This is a genomic window from Streptomyces kryoterrae, assembly GCF_054072135.1.
In genome coordinates, this window is the sequence record NZ_CM133358.1 from 7,015,723 (window position 1) to 7,034,595 (window position 18,873).

Annotated in this window: 15 protein-coding genes and 1 pseudogene; 6 read left to right on the top strand and 10 right to left on the bottom strand. The window is 69.6% G+C overall.

Annotated elements, in window-relative coordinates; translation table 11 throughout:
- Position 1: 1 nt before the first annotated feature.
- From ACW4TU_RS31220 to ACW4TU_RS31230, 3 genes are read right to left on the bottom strand one after another with little or no spacing between them, the layout of a single operon-like run.
- A complete protein-coding gene (locus tag ACW4TU_RS31220; RefSeq protein ID WP_457430417.1) occupies positions 2–1,984 on the bottom strand; it encodes a dipeptide/oligopeptide/nickel ABC transporter permease/ATP-binding protein in 1,983 nt (660 codons plus the stop codon).
- A gap of 8 nt (positions 1,985–1,992) precedes the next feature.
- Complete coding sequence (locus ACW4TU_RS31225) at positions 1,993–2,952, bottom strand: ABC transporter permease (protein ID WP_457418531.1); 960 nt, start codon at positions 2,950–2,952, stop codon at positions 1,993–1,995.
- 53 nt (positions 2,953–3,005) lie between these two features.
- Positions 3,006–4,652, bottom strand: a complete 1,647-nt coding sequence (locus ACW4TU_RS31230; protein ID WP_457418533.1) for an ABC transporter substrate-binding protein — start codon at positions 4,650–4,652, stop codon at positions 3,006–3,008.
- Between the two features lie 269 nt (positions 4,653–4,921).
- Here ACW4TU_RS31230 and ACW4TU_RS31235 point away from each other — a divergent pair, with 269 nt between their 5' ends.
- A complete protein-coding gene (locus ACW4TU_RS31235; protein WP_457430418.1) occupies positions 4,922–5,662 on the top strand; it encodes a FadR/GntR family transcriptional regulator in 741 nt (246 codons plus the stop codon).
- 101 nt (positions 5,663–5,763) lie between these two features.
- On the opposite strand, the gene ACW4TU_RS31240 is transcribed toward ACW4TU_RS31235, so the two are convergent.
- Together ACW4TU_RS31240 and ACW4TU_RS31245 are read right to left on the bottom strand one after the other, a co-directional pair.
- Complete coding sequence (locus tag ACW4TU_RS31240; protein ID WP_457418535.1) at positions 5,764–6,705, bottom strand: hypothetical protein; 942 nt, start codon at positions 6,703–6,705, stop codon at positions 5,764–5,766.
- 89 nt (positions 6,706–6,794) lie between these two features.
- Positions 6,795–7,352: a SigE family RNA polymerase sigma factor gene (locus ACW4TU_RS31245; RefSeq protein ID WP_457418537.1), complete on the bottom strand. Its 558-nt coding sequence runs from the start codon at positions 7,350–7,352 to the stop codon at positions 6,795–6,797.
- Positions 7,353–7,431: 79 nt separating this feature from the next.
- Here ACW4TU_RS31245 and ACW4TU_RS31250 point away from each other — a divergent pair, with 79 nt between their 5' ends.
- A complete protein-coding gene (locus ACW4TU_RS31250) occupies positions 7,432–7,914 on the top strand; it encodes a protein-tyrosine phosphatase family protein (RefSeq protein WP_457418539.1) in 483 nt (160 codons plus the stop codon).
- 46 nt (positions 7,915–7,960) lie between these two features.
- Here ACW4TU_RS31250 and ACW4TU_RS31255 read toward each other — a convergent pair whose 3' ends face one another.
- The 3 genes and pseudogenes from ACW4TU_RS31255 to ACW4TU_RS31265 all read right to left on the bottom strand — a co-directional run bounded on the left by ACW4TU_RS31255 (position 7,961) and on the right by ACW4TU_RS31265 (position 8,710).
- Entirely contained in the window at positions 7,961–8,092 is a 132-nt protein-coding gene (locus tag ACW4TU_RS31255) for a hypothetical protein (protein WP_457418541.1), read from the bottom strand.
- A 15-nt stretch (positions 8,093–8,107) separates the two neighbouring features.
- Positions 8,108–8,299, bottom strand: a pseudogene (locus ACW4TU_RS31260) (class A beta-lactamase); the annotation flags it as partial.
- A gap of 3 nt (positions 8,300–8,302) precedes the next feature.
- Positions 8,303–8,710: a hypothetical protein gene (locus ACW4TU_RS31265; protein WP_457418543.1), complete on the bottom strand. Its 408-nt coding sequence runs from the start codon at positions 8,708–8,710 to the stop codon at positions 8,303–8,305.
- Between the two features lie 9 nt (positions 8,711–8,719).
- Between ACW4TU_RS31265 and ACW4TU_RS31270 the strand changes: the two genes are divergently transcribed.
- Positions 8,720–9,958 carry an abortive phage infection protein gene (locus ACW4TU_RS31270; protein ID WP_457418545.1) on the top strand — a complete coding sequence of 413 codons (1,239 nt, stop codon included), beginning with the start codon at positions 8,720–8,722 and terminating at the stop codon, positions 9,956–9,958.
- A gap of 6 nt (positions 9,959–9,964) precedes the next feature.
- On the opposite strand, the gene ACW4TU_RS31275 is transcribed toward ACW4TU_RS31270, so the two are convergent.
- Positions 9,965–10,123, bottom strand: a complete 159-nt coding sequence (locus ACW4TU_RS31275; protein WP_457418547.1) for a hypothetical protein — start codon at positions 10,121–10,123, stop codon at positions 9,965–9,967.
- 139 nt (positions 10,124–10,262) lie between these two features.
- Here ACW4TU_RS31275 and ACW4TU_RS31280 point away from each other — a divergent pair, with 139 nt between their 5' ends.
- Positions 10,263–12,341, top strand: a complete 2,079-nt coding sequence (locus ACW4TU_RS31280) for an acyltransferase family protein (RefSeq protein WP_457418549.1) — start codon at positions 10,263–10,265, stop codon at positions 12,339–12,341.
- A gap of 60 nt (positions 12,342–12,401) precedes the next feature.
- Here the strand turns inward: ACW4TU_RS31280 and ACW4TU_RS31285 are convergent, their stop codons facing one another.
- Positions 12,402–13,715: a hypothetical protein gene (locus tag ACW4TU_RS31285; RefSeq protein ID WP_457418551.1), complete on the bottom strand. Its 1,314-nt coding sequence runs from the start codon at positions 13,713–13,715 to the stop codon at positions 12,402–12,404.
- A gap of 460 nt (positions 13,716–14,175) precedes the next feature.
- Between ACW4TU_RS31285 and ACW4TU_RS31290 the strand changes: the two genes are divergently transcribed.
- Both ACW4TU_RS31290 and ACW4TU_RS31295 read left to right on the top strand, forming a co-directional pair.
- Positions 14,176–16,464 (top strand): LuxR C-terminal-related transcriptional regulator, encoded by a 2,289-nt coding sequence (locus ACW4TU_RS31290; protein WP_457418553.1) that lies wholly within the window; start codon positions 14,176–14,178, stop codon positions 16,462–16,464.
- A 390-nt stretch (positions 16,465–16,854) separates the two neighbouring features.
- The gene (locus tag ACW4TU_RS31295; protein WP_457418555.1) at positions 16,855–18,753 is read left to right on the top strand and encodes a pectinesterase family protein; all 1,899 of its coding nucleotides are present in this window, start codon (positions 16,855–16,857) and stop codon (positions 18,751–18,753) included.
- Positions 18,754–18,873: the final 120 nt, after the last annotated feature.

Here is an 18,873-nt window from a genome sequence, read left to right on the forward strand (position 1 = left end):
CTCACTTCACGGTCTCGCTTCCCGTCGGCTCCGGCGTCGTCAGGTCGATCGCCGGGTGGTGGCAGGCCGCCAAGTGGGTTGGTACGCCCAGGAGATCGGGGGCCGTCGTACGGCACACCTCCGTCGCCATCGGGCAACGGTCCGCGAAGCGGCAGCCCTTGGGGAAGTCGGCGGGGGAGGGGACCGTCCCCTTGATCTGGGTCATGCGGATCGCCGCCGACTCCAGGGACAGCACGCTGCCCAGCAGGCCTCGGCTGTAGTGGTGGGACGGGGCCCCGACCAGGTCCGCCGTCACGCCCGTTTCGACGATCTGGCCGCCGTACATCACGACCACCCGGTCCGTCACGTCCGCCACCAGGGCCAGGTCGTGCGAGACCAGGATCAGGGCGAAGTCCAGCTCCGCGCGCAGGCGCAGCAGCAGTTCGATGATCTGGGCCTGGACCGTGACGTCCAGGGCCGTGGTCGGTTCGTCCGCGACGATCAGCTTCGGGTCCCGGGACAGGGCCATCGCGATCAGGACCCGCTGGCGCTGGCCGCCCGACAGTTCGTGTGGGTAGCTGCGGAGGGTGCGGTCGGGGTCCAGGCCCACCAGGCCCAGCAGCTCCTCCGGGGTGCGATGGCCTCCTCGGCGTACGACCTGCTTCAGCTGGGAGCGGATCGTCATCGCCGGGTTCAGGGAGGACAGGGCGTCCTGGTAGATCATCGCCATCTCGTGGCCCAGCAGCTTCCGGCGTGCACGCATCGGTTCTGTGAGCAGGTTCCGCTGGTTGAAGCGGACCTGGCCGGTGACCCGGGCGCCCTTCGGTTCCAGGCCCATCACCGTCAGTGCCGTGAGTGACTTGCCGCAGCCCGACTCGCCCACCAGGCCCAGGACTTCGCCCGGGTGGACCTCGAAGCTGATGCCGTCGACGATGTTCACGCCTGAGTGGCGCGCGGCAAAACCGATCGTCAGGTTCTCAACCGCCAGTACCGGGGCGCCGGTTGGGACCGGGCGTGCCCTCGCGCGCAGGCGTTCCGCCGCCTCCGTCAGGCCCGGCAGGGCCAGGACCTTTCCCGTCCCCGGCTCGGGGGCCTCCAGGGGGTCCTCCTGCTCCCGGACCTTCACGTCCCGGGCCGCCGGTGCCGCCCAGGCGTCCGACACGCCCTCCGAGAGGACGTTCAACGACAGCACCGTGATCAGCATCAGCAGGCCGGGGAAGACCGTCGCCCACCAACCGCCCGTCAGGACCATGTTCTTGCCGTCCGCGATGACGCTTCCCCAGGACGGGTCGGGCGGCCGTACGCCCGCGCCGATGAACGACAGCGACGCCTCGAAGACGATCGCCTCGGCCACCTGCACCGTGCAGAACACCAGCACCGGCGCCGCGCAGTTGATCGCCACGTGCTTCAGGACGATGTGGGGTGTCCGGGCGCCGATCACCCGTTCCGCCGTCACGTAGTCCTCGCCGTACTGGTCCAGGACGTTCGCCCGCACCACCCGCGCCACAGGTGGTGTGAACAGGAACGCGATCGCGCAGATCAGGACCGTGATGCCGCCGCCGAAGACCGCGACGAGCACGGCGGCCAGCGCGATGCCCGGGAACGCCATCACGACGTCCAGGCAGCGCATCAGCGTCTCGTCGACCGCCTTGCGTGACGTCGCCGCGATCGCGCCGATCAGCGCGCCCACCGTCAGGGCGAGCGCGGTGGCGCCGAGGCCGATGGCGAGGGACCAGCGGGCGCCGTGGATCAGGCGGCTCATGATGTCGCGGCCCAGGCTGTCCTGGCCCATCCAGTGCGCGGCGGAGGGGCCTCCCGTGCCGCCGGTCAGGGGCTGTTGGTCCAGGGGGTCGTCGGGGGAGACGAGGGGGGCGAAGACGGCCACGAACACCACCAGCGCCAGGAAGCAGACCGCGACCCGGGAGACGACCGGGAGCCGGCGCCACCCGCGCAGGCGGATGCCCGGGCGGGACAGGAGGGCGGCCAGGCGCCCCCGTTCGAACATCATGAACATCAGGCCGCGTCCCTCAAGCGTGGGTTGACCAGGAGATAGAGGATGTCGATGACCAGGTTCACGACCACGAAGCCGGTCGCCGTCGTCAGGACCACTCCCTGGACGACCGCCGGATCGCCGTTCTTCACGGCGTCGATCATCAGCTTGCCCATCCCGGGGAGCGAGAAGATCGTCTCGATGACGACCGCGCCGCCCAGCAGGTAACCGACGCGCAGGCCCAGGACCGTGAGCGGGTTGATGAGCGCGTTGCGCAGCACGTTGCGGCCCACCACCACCCTCGGTGGCAGGCCGCTGCCGATCGCCGTGCGGACGTAGTCCTTGTCCAGCTCCTCGACCACCGCCGTACGGACGATGCGCGTGAGCTGCGCGGCGACCGGGAGGGAGAGCGCGAAGGCCGGGAGTGTCATCGTCTTCAGCCAGCCGGTGAAGGAGTCGGCCGGGTTGATGTAGCCGCCGGTCGGGAACCAGCCCAGGTCGACGGCCAGGTACTGGATCATCAGCAGCGCCAGCCAGAAACCCGGCGCCGCGACACCCGTCAGCGACACGACGCGGATGATCTGGTCGGGGAGACGGTCCCGGTAGATGGCCGCGGTGACGCCGCCCAGCAGGGACAGGACCACCGCGATACCCAGGCCCAGGAAGGTGAGTTGGAGGGTGAGCGGCAGGGCGGTGGTGACCTGGTCGAGCACCGGCGCGCGGGTGAGCGCGCTGATGCCCATGTCACCGTGGAGCAGGTCGCCGATGAAGTGGAAGTAGCGGACGAGGAACGGATCGAGCAGACCGTTCTGTTCACGGAAGTCGTGCAGTTGCTGCGGGGTCGGGTTGGCGCCCTGGAAGAACGCGGAGGCCGGGTCGACGTCCGAGAACCGCATGACGAGGAACACGAACAGCACGATGCCGAGCATCAGCGGGACGAGCAGGACGATCCTGCGGGCCAGGATTCGGGCGATGGCGACCACGTACGAACTCCCGTACAGCTAGCGGTATTTGGCGGTGGTCAGAGCCGCGGTGGTCAGACCCACTTGGCCTGGAGGAGGTTGATGCCGGGGTACGGCTGTGCCCTTATGCCCGCGAGCTTCTTCGGGTCCCAGGCCGTCATCAGCTCGTTGTGGACGACCGGATAGAGCACGGCCTCCTCGGCGACGACGTCGATGTAGTCCTGGATCATCGTCTTCTTCTTGTCCGGGGCGGGCTCCTGCGTCGCCCGGTCCATGTCCTTGAAGAGCTGCTTGGCCACGGCACTGTCGGCCCAACGGGCGTAGCCCATCCAGAGGTTCTGCGGGCCGTAGTTGTAGTGCATGATCAGGTCCGCGTCGAGGCCGAACTGGTTGGGGTTCGAGGCCGCCGACACCACCTGGTAGTCCTGCTTCTGGTCCATCTTCGTGAACACCGCGGTGGTTTCCTGCGGGTTGAGGGTCGTCTCGACGCCGATCGCGTCCCAGGACGCCTTGATGGTGGGCAGGCAGTCGACGATCCAGCTGACGTTCACCGACAGGATCTCGATCTTCAGCCCGCTGACCCCGGCCTCCTTCAGGAGCGCCTTCGCCTTGTCCGGGTCGTAGTCGTAGACCGTCTTCGCGGGCCGGTAGCTGGGGTTGGCCTCGTTGAGGAAGGACGAGGACGGCTTGCCGTGGCCCTTGAGAGCCACCTGCACCATCTTCTCCGTGTCGATGGCGTAGTGCAGCGCCTGGCGGACCCGGACGTCGTCGAAGGGCTTGCGCTTGGTGTTGAACATCAGGAACAGGTTGTTCATCCCCGCCCCGCCCTCGACGTCCATCCCCCCGCTCTTGAGCTGCTGGATGTTGGCGTACGGGATGTTGTCGGCGATCTGCGCGCCGGCACTGGACCCCGAGATCTTGGCGACGCGGGGCGCGGCATCCACTATCGTCATCCAGTTCATCTTCTTGAACGCGGCTTTGCGCGGCCCGTTGTAGGCGGCGAACGCCTCGAACGTCGTGTTGGACTTCGGGTGGTGCGCGGTCTGCCGGTACGGTCCCGAGCCGATCGCCTTTCCCTTGATCGCGTCGTCCCAGCCGCCCGGCTGGGAGAAGACGTGCTTCGGCATGATCTTCGCCAGGGTGAGCCGGGAAACCCCTTCCGGGAAGGGGAACTTCAGCACCAGCTCGACATTCTGCGCGTCGACCTTTTTCACTTCTTTCAGCCAACTGGCGAAAAACCCCTTGGCGAGTGTCTGCGTGTTCGGATCGAGGATTCGATCGAATACGAAGACCACGTCGTCGGCGGTGACCGGCTTTCCGTCGTGGAAGGTCGCCCCGGCCCGCAGCGTGAACTTCCACGAGGTGCTGCTGAGATCGGCGGGGACCGCTGTGGCGAGCGCCGCGTACGGCTTGCGGGAGATCGGGTCGGTGTCGAGCAGGCCCTCGTAGATGTGGTTGTTGGCGGCCATGGAGAAGGCGGAAGCGGTCTGCGTGGGGTCCCAGCTGCCGTCGTTGCCGTAGCCGATCACGGCCGTGAGCGTGCTGTTCGCGCCCCCGGTGCCGCCCCCGGTGTCGTTCGTCGACTCCGGCCCGGACGAGCAGGCCGACAGGGAGGAGGAAATGGCGGCGGCGGCACCCAGCGCGCCGGTGTACTTCAGAAACGACCGGCGGTGCGGGGCGGTCGATACAGCGGCGGTTACGTCGCGGGTCACGTCGCGCACGATTCCTCCAGCGGGGTGGGGTCCGAAAAGGTGAGGAGATACGACGTCCTACGTCATAGGGGGCAGCGCGACCATAAGAGGGGCGGTGGGGCCGGTCAAGAGATCGCACACGAATGGCGTATCTGCCAAAGGTGCGACCAATGACGATATGAAATTCAACATGTCCCACCGGGGTGGGGTCGAGAGCGACATCGAGAGGGCGGTGAATTCATGGCAGCCGGATTTCGATATGCCTGGAGGTGGGACGTGGGATGTCCGGCGAGCGTACGATGCGCCGCATGTCTCAGGAGCCCGGGAAGCGGCGCCGTCCCGAGCGGCGGGTGAGCGGCCAGGTCCAGCGCGAGGTCATGCAGCTGATCCTCGACCGCAAACTCCGGGCGGGCGCGCCGCTGCCCACCGAGGTCGAGCTGATGGAGACCCTCGGGGTCAGCCGGAATTCCGTCCGGGAGGCCCTCAAGGCGCTCCAGGCACTCGACATCGTGGAGATCAGACACGGCTACGGGACGTACGTCGGACAGGCGTCGTTGACGCCGCTGATTGACGGACTGACGTTCCGTACGCTCGCCCGGCACGACGGGGACGGCGCCGCGCTCGCCGAGATCCTCCAGGTCAGGGAGGTGCTGGAGGACGGGCTCATCCGGCGGGTCGCGGCCGTGCTGTCCGACGCGCAGTTGGACCGGCTGGAGTCGGTCGTCACCCGGATGGAGGAGGCGGGACGGGTGGGCCGGCGCTTTCCCGAACTGGATCGCGAATTCCATGAGGCCCTGTACGGCCCCCTCGGCAACGCGCTCGTGCCGCAGCTGCTCGGCGCCTTCTGGACGGTGTTCCGTCGCGTCTCGGGCGCCCGTGGCTGGCACGACGACCCGGAGCCGGAGCTGACGGCCCGTAGGCACCGGGACATCGTGACGGCGTTGCGCGCCCGCGACGTGGAGAGCGCGCAGCGCGCGCTGGCGGTGCACTTCCGCGGGATCGAGGCACGGGCGGCGCAGGAGTCCAGGGGAGTGGGCTGAGCGGGTGCGGGTGGGCGCGGGCACGTCGGCACGCCGGTACGTGGAGGGGGGCGCCGTCCCCTGTGCGGCGCCCCCCTCCACGTCCCCGTCGCAGCCCTGCCCTACGGCAGCGTTTTGTCGTACCCCGTGTCGCTGTCCGAGTCGTAGACGACTTTGCCCGTGTTGTCGTACCCCTTGACGTGCGGAGCCAGGGTGACCTGCGTGTTCAGGGTGCCGGAGGCCACGAACCAGCCGTGGTCCAGGGCGGCTTCACTGGTGCTGCCGCCGTACGAGACGGTCACCCGGGCCACGTTGGACTCGAACCGGCCGATGGTGCCCCAGCGGAACGGTAGCTTCCAGTTGCCCTTGTCGATGTACGACTGCTGGTAGAGCTTGCCGGCGTTCATGTCGGCCATCACCGGGCCGCCGTTGTCCAACTCCGGGCCCTCACCGCTGGTGTTGACGCCGTCCGCCTTACCGTCCACGATGTCGCAGATCACCCGGGTCTGCTGCTGGTTCGCCTGCTGCCTGACGGCGACGACGTAGATGCCGTCGCCGGGCGCGTTGGAGTCACCGGTGCTGTTCAGAGCCAGGATGATCCGGTAGTCGTCGGCGTCGCCCAGATCGGTCGTCCGCATCTCGGGCGGGAGGCCCTTCTGGCGCTTGTGGTCAACGGCGATGCACTTCTCCAGCCCGTCCGAAGCCTGAGCCAGCGTGATCCCGTCGAGCAGCTGCCCCGGCGTCGCCGGTCCGGCCGGGCCAACGGGTGCCGATTGAACGGGAGTTGACGTCGTCCTCGGCGAGGCGTCGGTCGACGGCAGTGGCGCCGCGGTGTTCACGCTGCCGTCGCCGCCGTTCCCGTTCAGCGCGTACGCCGCCATGGGCGCCGCCGCCAGGGCGACCAGGACCGCGCCGGCCGCTGCCACCCGCCGCCGACGCTCGATCGTGCCCTGGCGGCGGATCGCCGGATACGGCGCCGACGAGGGCCGGATGGTGTAGGCGTCCTCCGCCATCAGTTCGCGCACCTGTGCCTCGAAGTCCTTCCCGTGCTGCTCGTTTCCCACGTGCTGTCCTGCTTCTTGCGTCTGCTCCGAAGTCCCGGAGTGCCCCAACTGGCCGAACCTGTACGGCTGTTTCGGCCGCTGTTCCCCGTTCACCGGATGCCTTCCCGAATGTGTGGCGCGTGTGTCGCGTGACTGGGCTCGGGGCGGCCCACGACCTGTGCCAGCCCCGGATACGTACGCAACTTCGCCAGCCCTTTGGAGGCCTGGCTCTTGACCGTGCCCTGGGAGCAGCCGAGGGTGTCGGCGACCTCGCTCTCGGACAGGTCCTCCCAGTAGCGCAGAACCACCACCGCTCGCTGCTTGGGCGGGAGTTGGGCGAGTGCGCCGAGCAGTGCGCTGCGTTCGTCGGCCCATGAGACGGCCTCGTCGCGGCCCACCACATCGGGCGGTGCGTCGGTCAGCGCCTCCTGCACGCGCCGCTTGCGGAACCGGTCACTGTTGCAACTGATCAGTATCCGCCGGACGTACGCCTCCGGATTGTCGGTGCGCGAGACCCGCCGCCAGGAGCGGTACGCCTTCGCCAGCGCCGTCTGCGTCAGGTCCTCGGCGTGGTGGGCGTCGCCGGTCAGCAGATACGCGGTGCGCACCAGATGGGACCACCGCGCTCTGACGAACTCATGGAACTGGGCCTCTTGTTCGGCCTGCATCGAGTACCCCCTCGCCCACCAGACCACCGTTTCCCCGGAATCGGTTGCCCTGGTTCCGGGACCGCGTTCGAATGTACGGATGGACAAGCAGGGGGATGCCCGGACGGACGATCGGGCCGAAGGGCGTTGGGGCGAGGGGCGTTGGGGCGAGGGGGACGCGGGTGTACTGCGGCTGCCGTCCGGCCGCCTGATCAGGGGACGCGGCCTGCGCCGGCCGCTCGACCCGACGGCGCCGTCCCCCTCGTACGCCGTCTACCTGCTCGGCCGTCAACCTCCCGAGGTTCCCTGGGAGTTCCGCTGGCTGCACTGGCCCGACTTCCGGCTCCCGAAGGACCACGTGGACGCCCGCGCGGCCCTGGCCGAGGCGTGGGAACGGGCGGCCGGCGAGCGGGTGGAGGTCGCTTGCGAGGGCGGGCGAGGACGCACGGGGACGGCGCTGGCGTGTGTGGCGGTGCTGGACGGGGTGCCGGCGGGCGAGGCGGTGGCCTACGTGCGCGCCCACTACGACCGGCGTGCGGTGGAGACGCCCTGGCAGCGGCGGTATGTGCGGCGGTTCGGGTGAGGCGGAGGCAGGGGTGGGAGGGTTACGGGTTCGGGAGACGGCTCCCTCAGCCCAACGCCTCCCCCAGGAGTCGTGCCGTCTCCGCCACCGGGGGATGGTCGGCGGCGGCGTCCCGGTCGGGCTCTGTCGTCTGGACGGCGATGATCGGGGTGCCGTTCTGTGTCCAGGCGATGCCCATGTGGTTGTTCGTGCCGTAGGAGCCGGTGCCCGTCTTGTCGGCGATCGTCCAGGTCGGGGGCAGGGCCGGGCGGAAACACTTGCCGCTGGTCGTGTTGTTCAGCAGCCAGTGGGTGAGGAGTCCGCGGTCCGGGCGGTTCAGCGCGTCGCCGAGGACCGGACGGGCGTACGTGCGGCCGATGGAGTACGGCGTTGTCGTGTCCGTGATCCGCTACGGCCCCGCCGAGGTGAGCTCGGTCTCCCAGCGGTCGAGGCGGGTTGCGCGGTCGCCGACGGAGCGGGCGAAGCGGGTGATCGCGCACACGGCTACGCGGGCGCCGTGGTGAGTCTCCAGCGCGTGCAGGCGGGCGGTGACGTCGGGGTCGGTGGCCGACTCGTGCGCGGGGGCGGCCGGTGCCAGCGGGGTCGCGGTGGTCGTGGCTCCGGTGGTGAGGAGGTTGCGGCGGGTCGGCCGAACTTCGTGGAGGTCGTTGTCGGGGTCTTCGCGGGGCCCAGGATCTGGGCTCTCCTCTGGCCGGGGCGGGTGACGATCTCCGTAGTGATCGACGTCCTCTCCGCATACCTTGGTTGCGGTGCCGTAGACCTTCGGGGGACGGCGAGGTGCTTTCGGCCTCGCCACAGTGAGGGCATGGAGAAGACGAAGAGCACAGGAGTCAGTGGGATCAGCGGGGCCGGCGGAATCAGTCGGGCCCGGTTCCTGGCCGGTACCGCGGCCGGCGGGCTCACCGGAGCGCTCCTTCCGGTGGGCGGAGCGCGGGCGGCGGAGCGGCCTGGCGCGGCAACTGCCCACCGTGGTCGTGGTCGCTGTGGTGGCCTGACCCGCCGCGGCGTCGTCTACACCCTCGTCGACGGTGAGACCCCCGTCACCGGCTTCAGCCCCGCCCGTATGCGCGCCGACATCCGCACGATCCGCGACGGCCTGCGCGCCGACACCGTCGAGGTCACCGGCGACGGGGTCGAGCGGCTGAACGCCACCGCCTCCGAGGTCGCCGAACGCGGCATGCACGTCTGGCTGCAGCCCACCCTCGGGGACGTTCCGGAACGGGACATCCTCGAACACCTCGCGGAGACCGGGCGGCACGCGGAGCGGATGCGGCGGCAGGGCGCGAGCGTCGAGTTCAGCGTGGGCTGCGAGTTCTGGCTGTTCGTGCCCGGCATCGTCCCCGGTGACACGGTCCTGGACCGGATCGAGAACCTCCTCAACGGCACGGTGGACTGGGAGAAGATGCAACGCCGGCTCGACCGGTTCACCGCCAGGGCGGCGGCCGTCGGGCGGTCGGTCTTCCACGGGCGGCTCAGCTACGCCGCCGGTCAGGACGACAAGGTCGACTGGCACCTCTTCGACGTCATCGGCATCGACTACTACTCCTGCTATCCCAACAGGGCTGACTATGTAAGGGAGTTGAGGCGCTACCTGCGCTGGGGCAAGCCGCTCGCCATCACCGAGTTCGGCACCTGTACGTACAAGGGGGCGCCGCAGGCGGGCGGCATGGCCTGGAACGTCGTCGACTACGGCAAGGTTCCGCAGGAGATCAAGGGTGACCTTGTGCGCAGCGAGCACACCCAGGCCGCCTATCTCGTCGACCTGTTGGACGTCTTCGAGTCCATGGGCCTGTACGCGGCGATGGCCTTCGAGTTCGGAACCGCCGACGCCGAACACCGGTCCGACAATCCCCTCTACGACATCGACATGGCGAGCTACGGCATCGCCAAGGCCGTCAAGGACCGTCCCGGCGAACCGAGTTCACCCTGGCACTGGGAGCCGAAGGAGGCGTTTCACGCACTCGCCCGGCGGTACGCCCGCAGGGACCGAATGGAGACTGGTAGGGCTGACAGGGCTGACAGGGCCGGTAGTACGGACAGGTAGCCGGGGCTACGACGGCCTGTGTGCCCGGAAGCGCAGTGCTCGCGTCTCCCGGTGCTGGTTCATCGTGTCCCGGAAGTGCACCACCCGGAACCCGAGGCTCGGCTGACCGTCGCCGCCCGCGAAGGCTTCCGCGAAGATCCGGTCCTGGTGTTCGGCGGTGGGCAATGGCGCACCGTCGTGAAGCAGACAACGGAGTCATTTCGGGACTGCCGGTTGCGGGCGGCAGGAAATTTAGGTGACCCGGACGGTGTGGGCCACAACCGTTCGAGTGGGCTGACCGTCTCTGTTGAGCGTGAACATGAAGATGAAGACGAGACCGGCCGAGAGCCCCGGGCTACGGCTCGACATCCAGGGGTTGCGTGCCGTGGCTGTGTCGCTCGTCGTCCTCGGGCATGCGGGTGTGGGCAGGTTCGGCGGGGGCTATGTCGGTGTCGACGTCTTCTTCGTCATGTCGGGATTCCTCATCACCTCGTTACTGGTACGGGAGTTGGCCGCGAGCGATGGACTGTCGATCCGCAGGTTCTACGCCCGCCGCGCACTGCGCCTCCTCCCCGCGTCGACGCTCGTCGTCGTGGCCACCCTCGCCGGTTCCTGGCTGTTCCTGTCGAGGGCCCGCTTCGAGGAGTACGCCGGGGACGCCCTGAGCAGCGCGCTCTACGCGGTGAACCTCCGGCTGGCGGCGGGCGGCACGGACTACCTGGCGGAGGGGAGCCCACCATCCCCCTTCCAGCACTTCTGGTCGCTGGCGGTGGAGGAGCAGTTCTATCTGCTCTGGCCGCTGCTCCTCCTGCTGAGCTGGCGGTTCGCGCGCCGGCGGCGCGAACTTCTGGCGGTGCCGCTCGCCGTGCTCTGCCTGCTGTCGTTCGGGCTGAGCGTCGCCGTGACGGAGTACGCACCGTCCTGGGCGTACTTCGGAACGCACACCCGGTTCTGGGAACTGGGCGCAGGTGCGCTGCTGGCCCTGGCCGCCGAGCGACTTCGCGGACTGCCGCCCAAGTTGGCGGCACCGATGACCTGGACCGGCCTGGCCTGCATAGGCGTTTCGGCGACCCTCTACGGCAACGACACCCCGTTCCCCGGGTATTACGCGCTCCTGCCGGTGCTCGGCTCGGTCCTCGTCCTGGCCGGTGGTTGCGCACCCTCTCGATACGGCGCCCAACTGCTCCTGTCGAGGCGGCCGTTGGTCTGGCTGGGCGGCCTGTCGTACGGCTGGTACCTGTGGCACTGGCCGCTGCTGCTCATCGGTCCCGCGCTGATGGGCAGACTCCCCGGGACGTCCAGTGTCCGGCTCGCGTTGCTGCTCTGCGCGGTCGCCCTGGTCCTGGCCTGGGCGACCCTGCGGCTGGTGGAGAACCCCGTCCGGTTCCACACGGCGTTCCGTGGCCGCCCGGTGCGCGCGCTGCGGCTCGGGGCGGCCCTGTCGGTGGGCGTGGCACTGATCGCCGTGACGGCGTACGCGTTCCCGCCCGCGATCGACTCGGGCCGCCCCGCACCTTCGTTGAGGCAGGCGATGGCCACCGCACCGGACCCACAACTACGGCTGGGCCAGCTCCTGGAATCGTCGGGGACGAGCCTGCCCAGCAACCTCGCCCCGCCCCTCCCCGAGATCAAGTCGGCGCGGTCGGCGGTCTATCGGGACGGCTGCCATGTGGCGTACGAGAGCACGGGCACCCCGCCGTGCGAGTACGGGGACCCGGCCTCGCGCAAGGTCGTCGTCCTCTTCGGGGACTCCCATGCGGCCCAGTGGTTCCCGGCGCTCGACCGCCTTGCCAGGGAGCGGGGTTGGAAGCTGGTGTCGCTGACCAAGGCGTCGTGCAAGGCGGCCAAGGTGACCCTGCGCCGCCTCGGTGGCCCGTACTCGTCCTGCGACACCTGGCGGGCCAGGGCGATCACGAGGATCACCGCTCTGCGGCCGGCCCTGGTGATCGTCTCGTCCTCGGACGCGGGCGACCCGATGTATCCGGAGTCCGACCTTGTCCGGCAGTGGACGGACGGGTTCCGTACGACGTACGACGCGTTGGGTGCCTCGGGGGCGAGGGTTGTCGCGTTGCTCGACACCCCGTGGCCGAAGTCGGACGCGGTCGACTGTGCCGCGATGTACTCCCTCCGGTTGGACCGGTGCGCGAACCGTCTGCCGGAGGCGATCCGTGACCGGTCCCGTCGAACGGCGTCGACGGACGCGGCGAAGTCGTCCGGCGCGACGGTGATCGACCCCACCCCGTGGCTGTGCACGGGCGGGGGCAACTGTCCTGTGGTGGTGGGCAACACGGTCGTCTACCGCGACGACAGCCACGTCTCCGACGCGTACGCGGAGGGCATCGCGCCGGTGCTCGGGGACCGACTCGACGAGGTCATGGCCCGGGAACCCCAGCCACGAGGCTGACGGCGCCGGCGAGCGGGAGAGGCGGTCGCCGACGCCGGCACCGAGTACGAGCGGCCCTGCCTACTCTCCCAACTGCTCGGCGCACGCTGCCCGGATTTCCTCCAGCAACTCCGGGTAGTGCTCGCCGTACGTGTTCACCGCGTGCCACACCGCGTCCAGGGCCGCCTTGAGCGGGGCGGGCTCGGCGGCGGCGAGCACGGCAGGAAGAGCGAAGTGCGGCTGTGAGATCGGCGCGGGGTCGCGCGGACTGCCGGAGACGTGCACCACCACGGCGACACGCTGCCCCACGCCTCCCGTCGGTGCCGCACTCCGGCCGACGGGCGCTGTCGGTACGAGCGAGCCCAGTGCCCGGCCGAGACCCGCTCGCCCTGACCCGCCTGCCGGCTTCGCGGCCGGGACCGGGACCCATGTCGCCCCGGCCGTCGCCGGGGGAGTGGGTGGGCGATACGGCGGTCGCTCGGGAGGTATCGCCTCGACCACGGACCGGTTCGGGACCTGTGGGTCGGAGCGCAGGGTCTCCCACATCCGGTCCGTGTCGTCGAACGGTGGAGGCAGCGGACGTTTCCGCACCAACGCGGTGAGCGCCTGGGTGACCCACGGAACCTCGGCCAGTCCCGCTGCCTCGCAGGCCCGGCGGGCAGCCAGCGACGCCACCGCACGCTGGACCTCGGGACCCGCGGCGTCGAGGGTGTGCACCAGGTCGCTGTCGAAGCCGAGCAGACCGTGGACATTGCCGCCGACACCGCGCAGCGCCTCGCTCGGCAGTCGTCCGCCCCATACCCACTGCTCGTGGTGCAGTCGCCGCTCCTCAGCGGCCCGTTCCTCCGCCTGGCGGGCCAGGCGTTCGGTCTCGGCGCGCTGCTCGGGTGTGGGTGGTGGCGGAAGTTCGCGGGCGTGGCGGTGCCAGTAGCCGGCGATCTGTGAGGTCTCGCGGATCACGTGGTCCGGGCGGGGCGGCGAGGGCCAGAACTGCAGGAGGTAACTGTCCGCCTGTGGCTTTCCGGACACTCTGGTGTCGAGCTCCCGTCCCGTGTCCATGCCCCGGGCGCAGTACCGCACCCGGTAGTCGGTCGGGGCGAGATCCAGGTCCCACGCGGCCTCACCCGCCCACTGCACCAGACTGGTGCGGTCCGACACCGGGCGGAAGGATACCTCCACCACGTCCTCCCACGCCGGGTCCAGCGCGGGTTCCTCGTCGTGGACCTCCACGACGAAGCCGACGTTGCCCGTGTGCAGCCCGGTGATCAGCCAGAGCACACCCGGGACCGCGGCCCCGCACAGTCCCCCGCGCTGGCCTGCGAACGCCTCGGAAAGATCCGGGATCGAACCGTCCGGATCGCTCTCGACGTAGATCTGGCTGTAGTGAACGTGCACGTCTCCTGTGACCGGTCTGCGCACAGCACTCCTCCCCCTGTGGTCGACGGCCTCGACACCCTTGGTCGGACGGGCCGTCACATGCCCCGCATCATGTCGCAGGCCACTGACATCGATGCTGGTACTCCGGTCCATCCACAGGTCGCAGGGCAGGACGGACCGGGCCACAGCCTGATCAGGAGACCTCGGTCACAGCCCCTACCTGGGGCCTATGGTCCGATGGATACTGTTAAGTAGCTTAGAGGTGGCTGTGTCTGTTCCATTACCCTGAGTGCCGCATACCGGAGTTGTCGCCGATGACCACTTCATGCCGGTTGCAGGCGGAGGGTCATGCCGGCCACGGCAGCCGGGGCGGCGACAGAACCGCACCTCAACGGCCCGCGACAACCACGCTGTCAGCGAAGACAGACGTCTTTGATGATTCAGCACGGCTGCGAGCCGTCGGAAGGCGACAAGTCACGTGACCACCCAGATATCAGATGTGGGGAATCTGCCCGCCGCCCTGACCACGTTCGTGGGCAGGCACCGGGAACTGGCCGAGGTGCGCCGGGGTCTGAGGACAACGCGGCTGCTGACGCTCACCGGTGCGGGCGGGATGGGCAAGACCCGGCTGGCGCTGGAGGTGGCCGCCGCGTCGGCGACGGACTTCGCGGACGGGGTCTGGCTGGTGGATCTGGCGCCGGTGACGGACCCGTCGTTGGCGGCGAACGCCACGGCGGCCGCGCTGGGCGTGCCGGACCTGGGCACCAGATCGGTCAGCGACCAGCTCGCCGCCTTTCTCGCCCACCGCGCTCCGCTGGTCGTGCTGGACAACTGCGAGCACCTCGTCGACGCCTGCGCAGAGCTGGCCCATGTGCTGCTGTCGGCCTCCCCCGGGCTGCGCATCCTGGCGACGAGCCGTCGGACGCTGGGAATCCCCAGCGAGCGAGTCTTCACCGTCCCTCCGCTGGAGCCGGACGACGCGGTGGCGCTGCTGCTCGACCGGACCACCGCCGTGCGCCCGGAGTTCCGGATCACCGACGGCAACCGTGCCCAGGTCCGCCAGCTGTGCGACGGCCTGGACAGGCTGCCGCTAGCCATCAAACTGGCCGCGTCCCGGCTGCGAACCCTCACTGTCGACGAGGCGTTGCACCGGCTGGAGGACCGCTTCAGGCTGCTCACGAGCGGCAGCCCGGTCGCCCGCCCGCACCAGCGGACGCTGCGTGCGCTGATCGACTGGAGCCACGAGCTGTGCACCCCAGCCGAGCGGCTGCTGTGGCACCGGCTGTCGGTCTTCGCCGGCGGCTTCGGCCTGGACGCGGCCGAATCCGTCTGCGCGGGCGACGGCATCGACCGGGACGACGTACTCGATCTCCTGGACCGGCTGGTCGTCCAGTCCGTCGTCCTGCCCACGGAAGCCGAGGGCAGGCCGCGATACCGGATGCTGGAGACCATCCGCCAGTACGGGCGGGAGCGGCTCGCCGAGTCCGGCCAGGAGCAGCGGACACTGCGACGGCACGACACCTTCTACCTGGCCCTCGCCGAGCACACCGCCGACAGCTGGAACGGCCCCAATCAGCACGAGAGCCTGGCCCGGCTGCGTGCCGAGCATGCCGATCTGCGCGCAGTGCTGGAGCGGGGCGGCGACCCGCAGGCCACCCTGGCGCTGGCCGCCGCGCTGCGCTTCCACTGGTGCGAGGGCGGATTCCTCGGTGAGGGACGCCGCTGGCTCGACCGAGCGCTCGCCGCCGCGCCCGAGCCCACCCCGTCCCGGGCCAGGGCCCTTTGGGTCGGCGCCTGGGTGGCGGTGCTGCAGCGAGATCACGCTACGGCGCACCGGTGGGTGGAGGAGGCCGGAGCCCTGGGCGAGCAGCTGGACGACCTGGTGCTGTGCGCCGACCTCCAGAGCCTGCGCGGCACGCTGGCGTTGTTCAGCGGCCGACTCGCGGATGCGGTGTCTTTGTTTGAGGAAGCGGTGGCCGCTCTCATAGGGGCAGGTGAGGAGATCGGGGCGGTCTACGCGCTGATCCAGCTGGCCACCGCCCAGTCCCACCTCGGGGATCCGCGCACCACGGACACCTGCAGACAGGCGGTCGCCCTCGCTGAGGCGCACGACGAACGGTTGGCCCGCGCGCATGCGCGGTGGACGCTCGGCTACGACGCCTGGAGGCGTGGCGACCTGGCGGAGGCCGCGGTCCTGATCCGGTCCGCACTCGAGGACGAGCGGGGCTTCAACGACTACCTCAGGGTTGCCCTGATGCTGGATGAACTCGCCTGGGTGACCGCCGCGGCCGGTGACCACCAGGAGGCGGGGCGGCTACTGGGCGCGGCGAGTGCCCTGTGGCGGGACGTCGCCACCCCCATCGCCACGTTCGGCCCGCACATGACCGAGCAGCACGCCCAATGCGAGGAAGACGTCACCTGGGCGCTGGGCCCGGCAGCGTACGGGAAGGCTCTCGCGGAGGGCGCCGGCCACCGCGGTCCTGACGAGGCCATCGCCTACGCCCTGCGCAACGAGTCCGTGCCGATCGCCACGGTCCCGGCCCCCGCCCCTGCCCCTGCCCCCGCCCCGAGCCCGCTGACCCCCCGGGAGCGGGAAGTGGCCGCGCTGGTGGCCAAGGGTATGAGCAACCGGCAGATCGCCTCCGCCCTCGGACGCTCCCCGCGCACGGTCGACGGCCATGTCGAGAACATCCTGGCCAAGTTCTGCTTCGTCTCCCGCGCTCAGATCGCGGCCTGGTGGACAGCGAACCAGGCACCCACCGCGTAGAACAACCCCGTAGAACCACCCGGGTACCGGGCAGTGCCCGACCCCGTAGAACCACCCATGGTCTCTGGGCGGACCCCGCGGCGATCCTTTCGGCATGACGCACGACATGGCTTGCCCTCCTGCGCCGCGGGTCTCGGATCCGCGGCGCAGGGACGCGCCCCCCGCCACGCCTGAGGGCGGTCTGGCAACCGGATCCGTGACAGGAACGCGCCCGACCGATGTCGGTCACCGCTTCCGTGCCCCGTCGTAAACGGTGTGCGGAAGCCACAGCCGGCCAGGGCCGCCAGCCGTGCGTGAGCGCCGCCATGCGGGCATGAAGGGCACCGCCAAGATCGGCAACCGCCGTACGCCGCAATCCGGCCAATGGGTCGCTTACGACAAGGAACTCAAGTGACGAACACCGAGCAGGGCCTCTCCCGTAGATCATTCCTGTCCGCTGCGACGGCCGTTGCGGCCGCCGGCGCTCTGGCCGGCGGCGTGGTGATGGCCGGCGCACCCACGGCCGGCGCCGCGACCGGCGCTGACGTCGAGTGGCGGATCAGCATGGTGGCGGGCAGCGGCGAGGACAGCGCTCAGCGAGGCTACGCCAACATGCTCAACGGGATCAGGACGGCGATGGGCGCCAGGATCCCCATCGAGGGTGCCCTCCCGATCGACGTCACCGACCGCAACGGGGCCAGCCGGTACATCACCGTCGACCTGCACGCCTATGACAGTTCCCAGTTCATCCGGGTGTTCCTGCGCCGGTCGGACACCTACTTCATGGGATGGCGGGCGGGCAACGAGAACGGTGGTGTTGTCACCTGGGGCAGCTTCTTCATACTGGAGGGCACGGCGGCGTCCGGCGGGGCCTCGGCGCTGCCAGGTGCCACGACCGCGAACACGAACACGGACTACAACGGGCAGGCGGGCTACGACGCCCTGGGAAGACAGGGCGCCTCCCGCGACACCATGCAGATCTCTCCCGCCAGGATCAACCAAGCCGTGCTGGACCTCCATAACGGTGCCGGGATCGACTCCAGGACCGCGGCAGGGTCAATCCTGCAGATCATCGTGGCGGTCGCCGAAGCCGCCCGGTTCCGGCAGCAAGCGAGGGACACCGCGAGGGCGTTCTACCTCGGCCAAGCGTTCGCCCTCACCACGGCACACATAGCGTTCCACAACAACTGGGGCAGGCTCAGCAGGGCGATGCTGCTGGCGGTCATGGCGGGCACCGCCGCCTTGGCGGCTCCTGTCGAGATCGCCGGCATCGTCATCGCGACCGTGGCGGTTGGTGCGGCATACCTCATGACGGCCCACCACTCGGACCAGGACACCAGCGGCAAACACCTGCTCGAGGGCAGCCTGCTGGCCGTCTCGCCGTACGGCGACGGCGACCACTGGACCGTGCAGGCCGCGATCGACCACGTTCCCAGCAGCGGCGCGAACACCATCGTCATCGAGAAGGGCGTCTACCACGAGGTCATCAGCGTCCCGAAGAGCAAGAGCTGGCTGACGATCAAGGGCGTCACCGGCAACCGCGCGGACGTCGTCATCTACAACACCAGATGCCACGGGATGATCAACCCGGCGACCGGCGCGAAGTGGGGCACCCAGGGCAGTGCCGTGGCCACCTTCAGGCCGCCCAACCTGACCGTCAGGGACCTCACGATCTCCAACACGTTCGACCGCGATGCCCACCCGGAGATCAGCCCGTACGAGACACAGGCCGTCGCTGTCGCCGCGATGGGCGACCGGCAGACGTACAGCAATGTGGCGATCTGGAGCCATCAGGACACCCTGCTCGTCAAGGGGGAGACGCCCACGACCCTGGCCCGGCAGTGGTTCGTCAACTGCCACATCCGGGGCGACGTGGACTTCATCTTCGGCAGCGCCACCGCGGTGATCGACCGATCCACGATCCAGTGTCTCCCGTGGCCCAACGGCACGATACTGGCGCCGAACACCGACCAGAGCAATGGTGATGGAATCCTGATCTCCAGTTGCACGATCAAGACCGACGGTGTGCCGGCCGACACGATGCACCTCGGCCGACCGTGGCTCAGCGCCGCGGAGGCATATCCCCGGGCGACAGTGCGCAACTGCGATATCGGCCCGGGCATCGACGCCACCTCACCCTGGGTCGAAATGATCGCCGGCCAATCCTGGACGTACAGGACGAACTTTCAGCAGTACCAGAACTTCGGCCCTGGAACCGACAACTCACCGCCACTGCCTGACCAGTATGCGAACGTTTACACCGTCAAGAAGTTCCTGGCCGGCACCGACGGATGGAACCCGACCGGATGACCACAGCCGAGGTGACAGGCCCAGTGTCCGTCGGCACACTCACCGCCCTCGCGGCGCGGTGAACCACGGCGGGGCCGGGACGGCACGACGTCCCGGCCCCGCCGCCGCGTCAGGCCCGCG

What these genes read in the sequence shown, in the direction of transcription:
- ACW4TU_RS31280 (WP_457418549.1), top strand. Translation starts at nt 10,263, where the DNA reads ATGAAGACGAGACCGGCCGAGAGCCCCGGGCTACGGCTCGACATCCAG.
- ACW4TU_RS31220 (WP_457430417.1), bottom strand. Translation starts at nt 1,984, where the DNA reads ATGTTCGAACGGGGGCGCCTGGCCGCCCTCCTGTCCCGCCCGGGCATC.
- ACW4TU_RS31235 (WP_457430418.1), top strand. Translation starts at nt 4,922, where the DNA reads ATGCGCCGCATGTCTCAGGAGCCCGGGAAGCGGCGCCGTCCCGAGCGG.
- ACW4TU_RS31255 (WP_457418541.1), bottom strand. Translation starts at nt 8,092, where the DNA reads ATGGGCATCGCCTGGACACAGAACGGCACCCCGATCATCGCCGTCCAG.
- ACW4TU_RS31250 (WP_457418539.1), top strand. Translation starts at nt 7,432, where the DNA reads ATGGACAAGCAGGGGGATGCCCGGACGGACGATCGGGCCGAAGGGCGT.
- ACW4TU_RS31270 (WP_457418545.1), top strand. Translation starts at nt 8,720, where the DNA reads ATGGAGAAGACGAAGAGCACAGGAGTCAGTGGGATCAGCGGGGCCGGC.
- ACW4TU_RS31245 (WP_457418537.1), bottom strand. Translation starts at nt 7,352, where the DNA reads ATGCAGGCCGAACAAGAGGCCCAGTTCCATGAGTTCGTCAGAGCGCGG.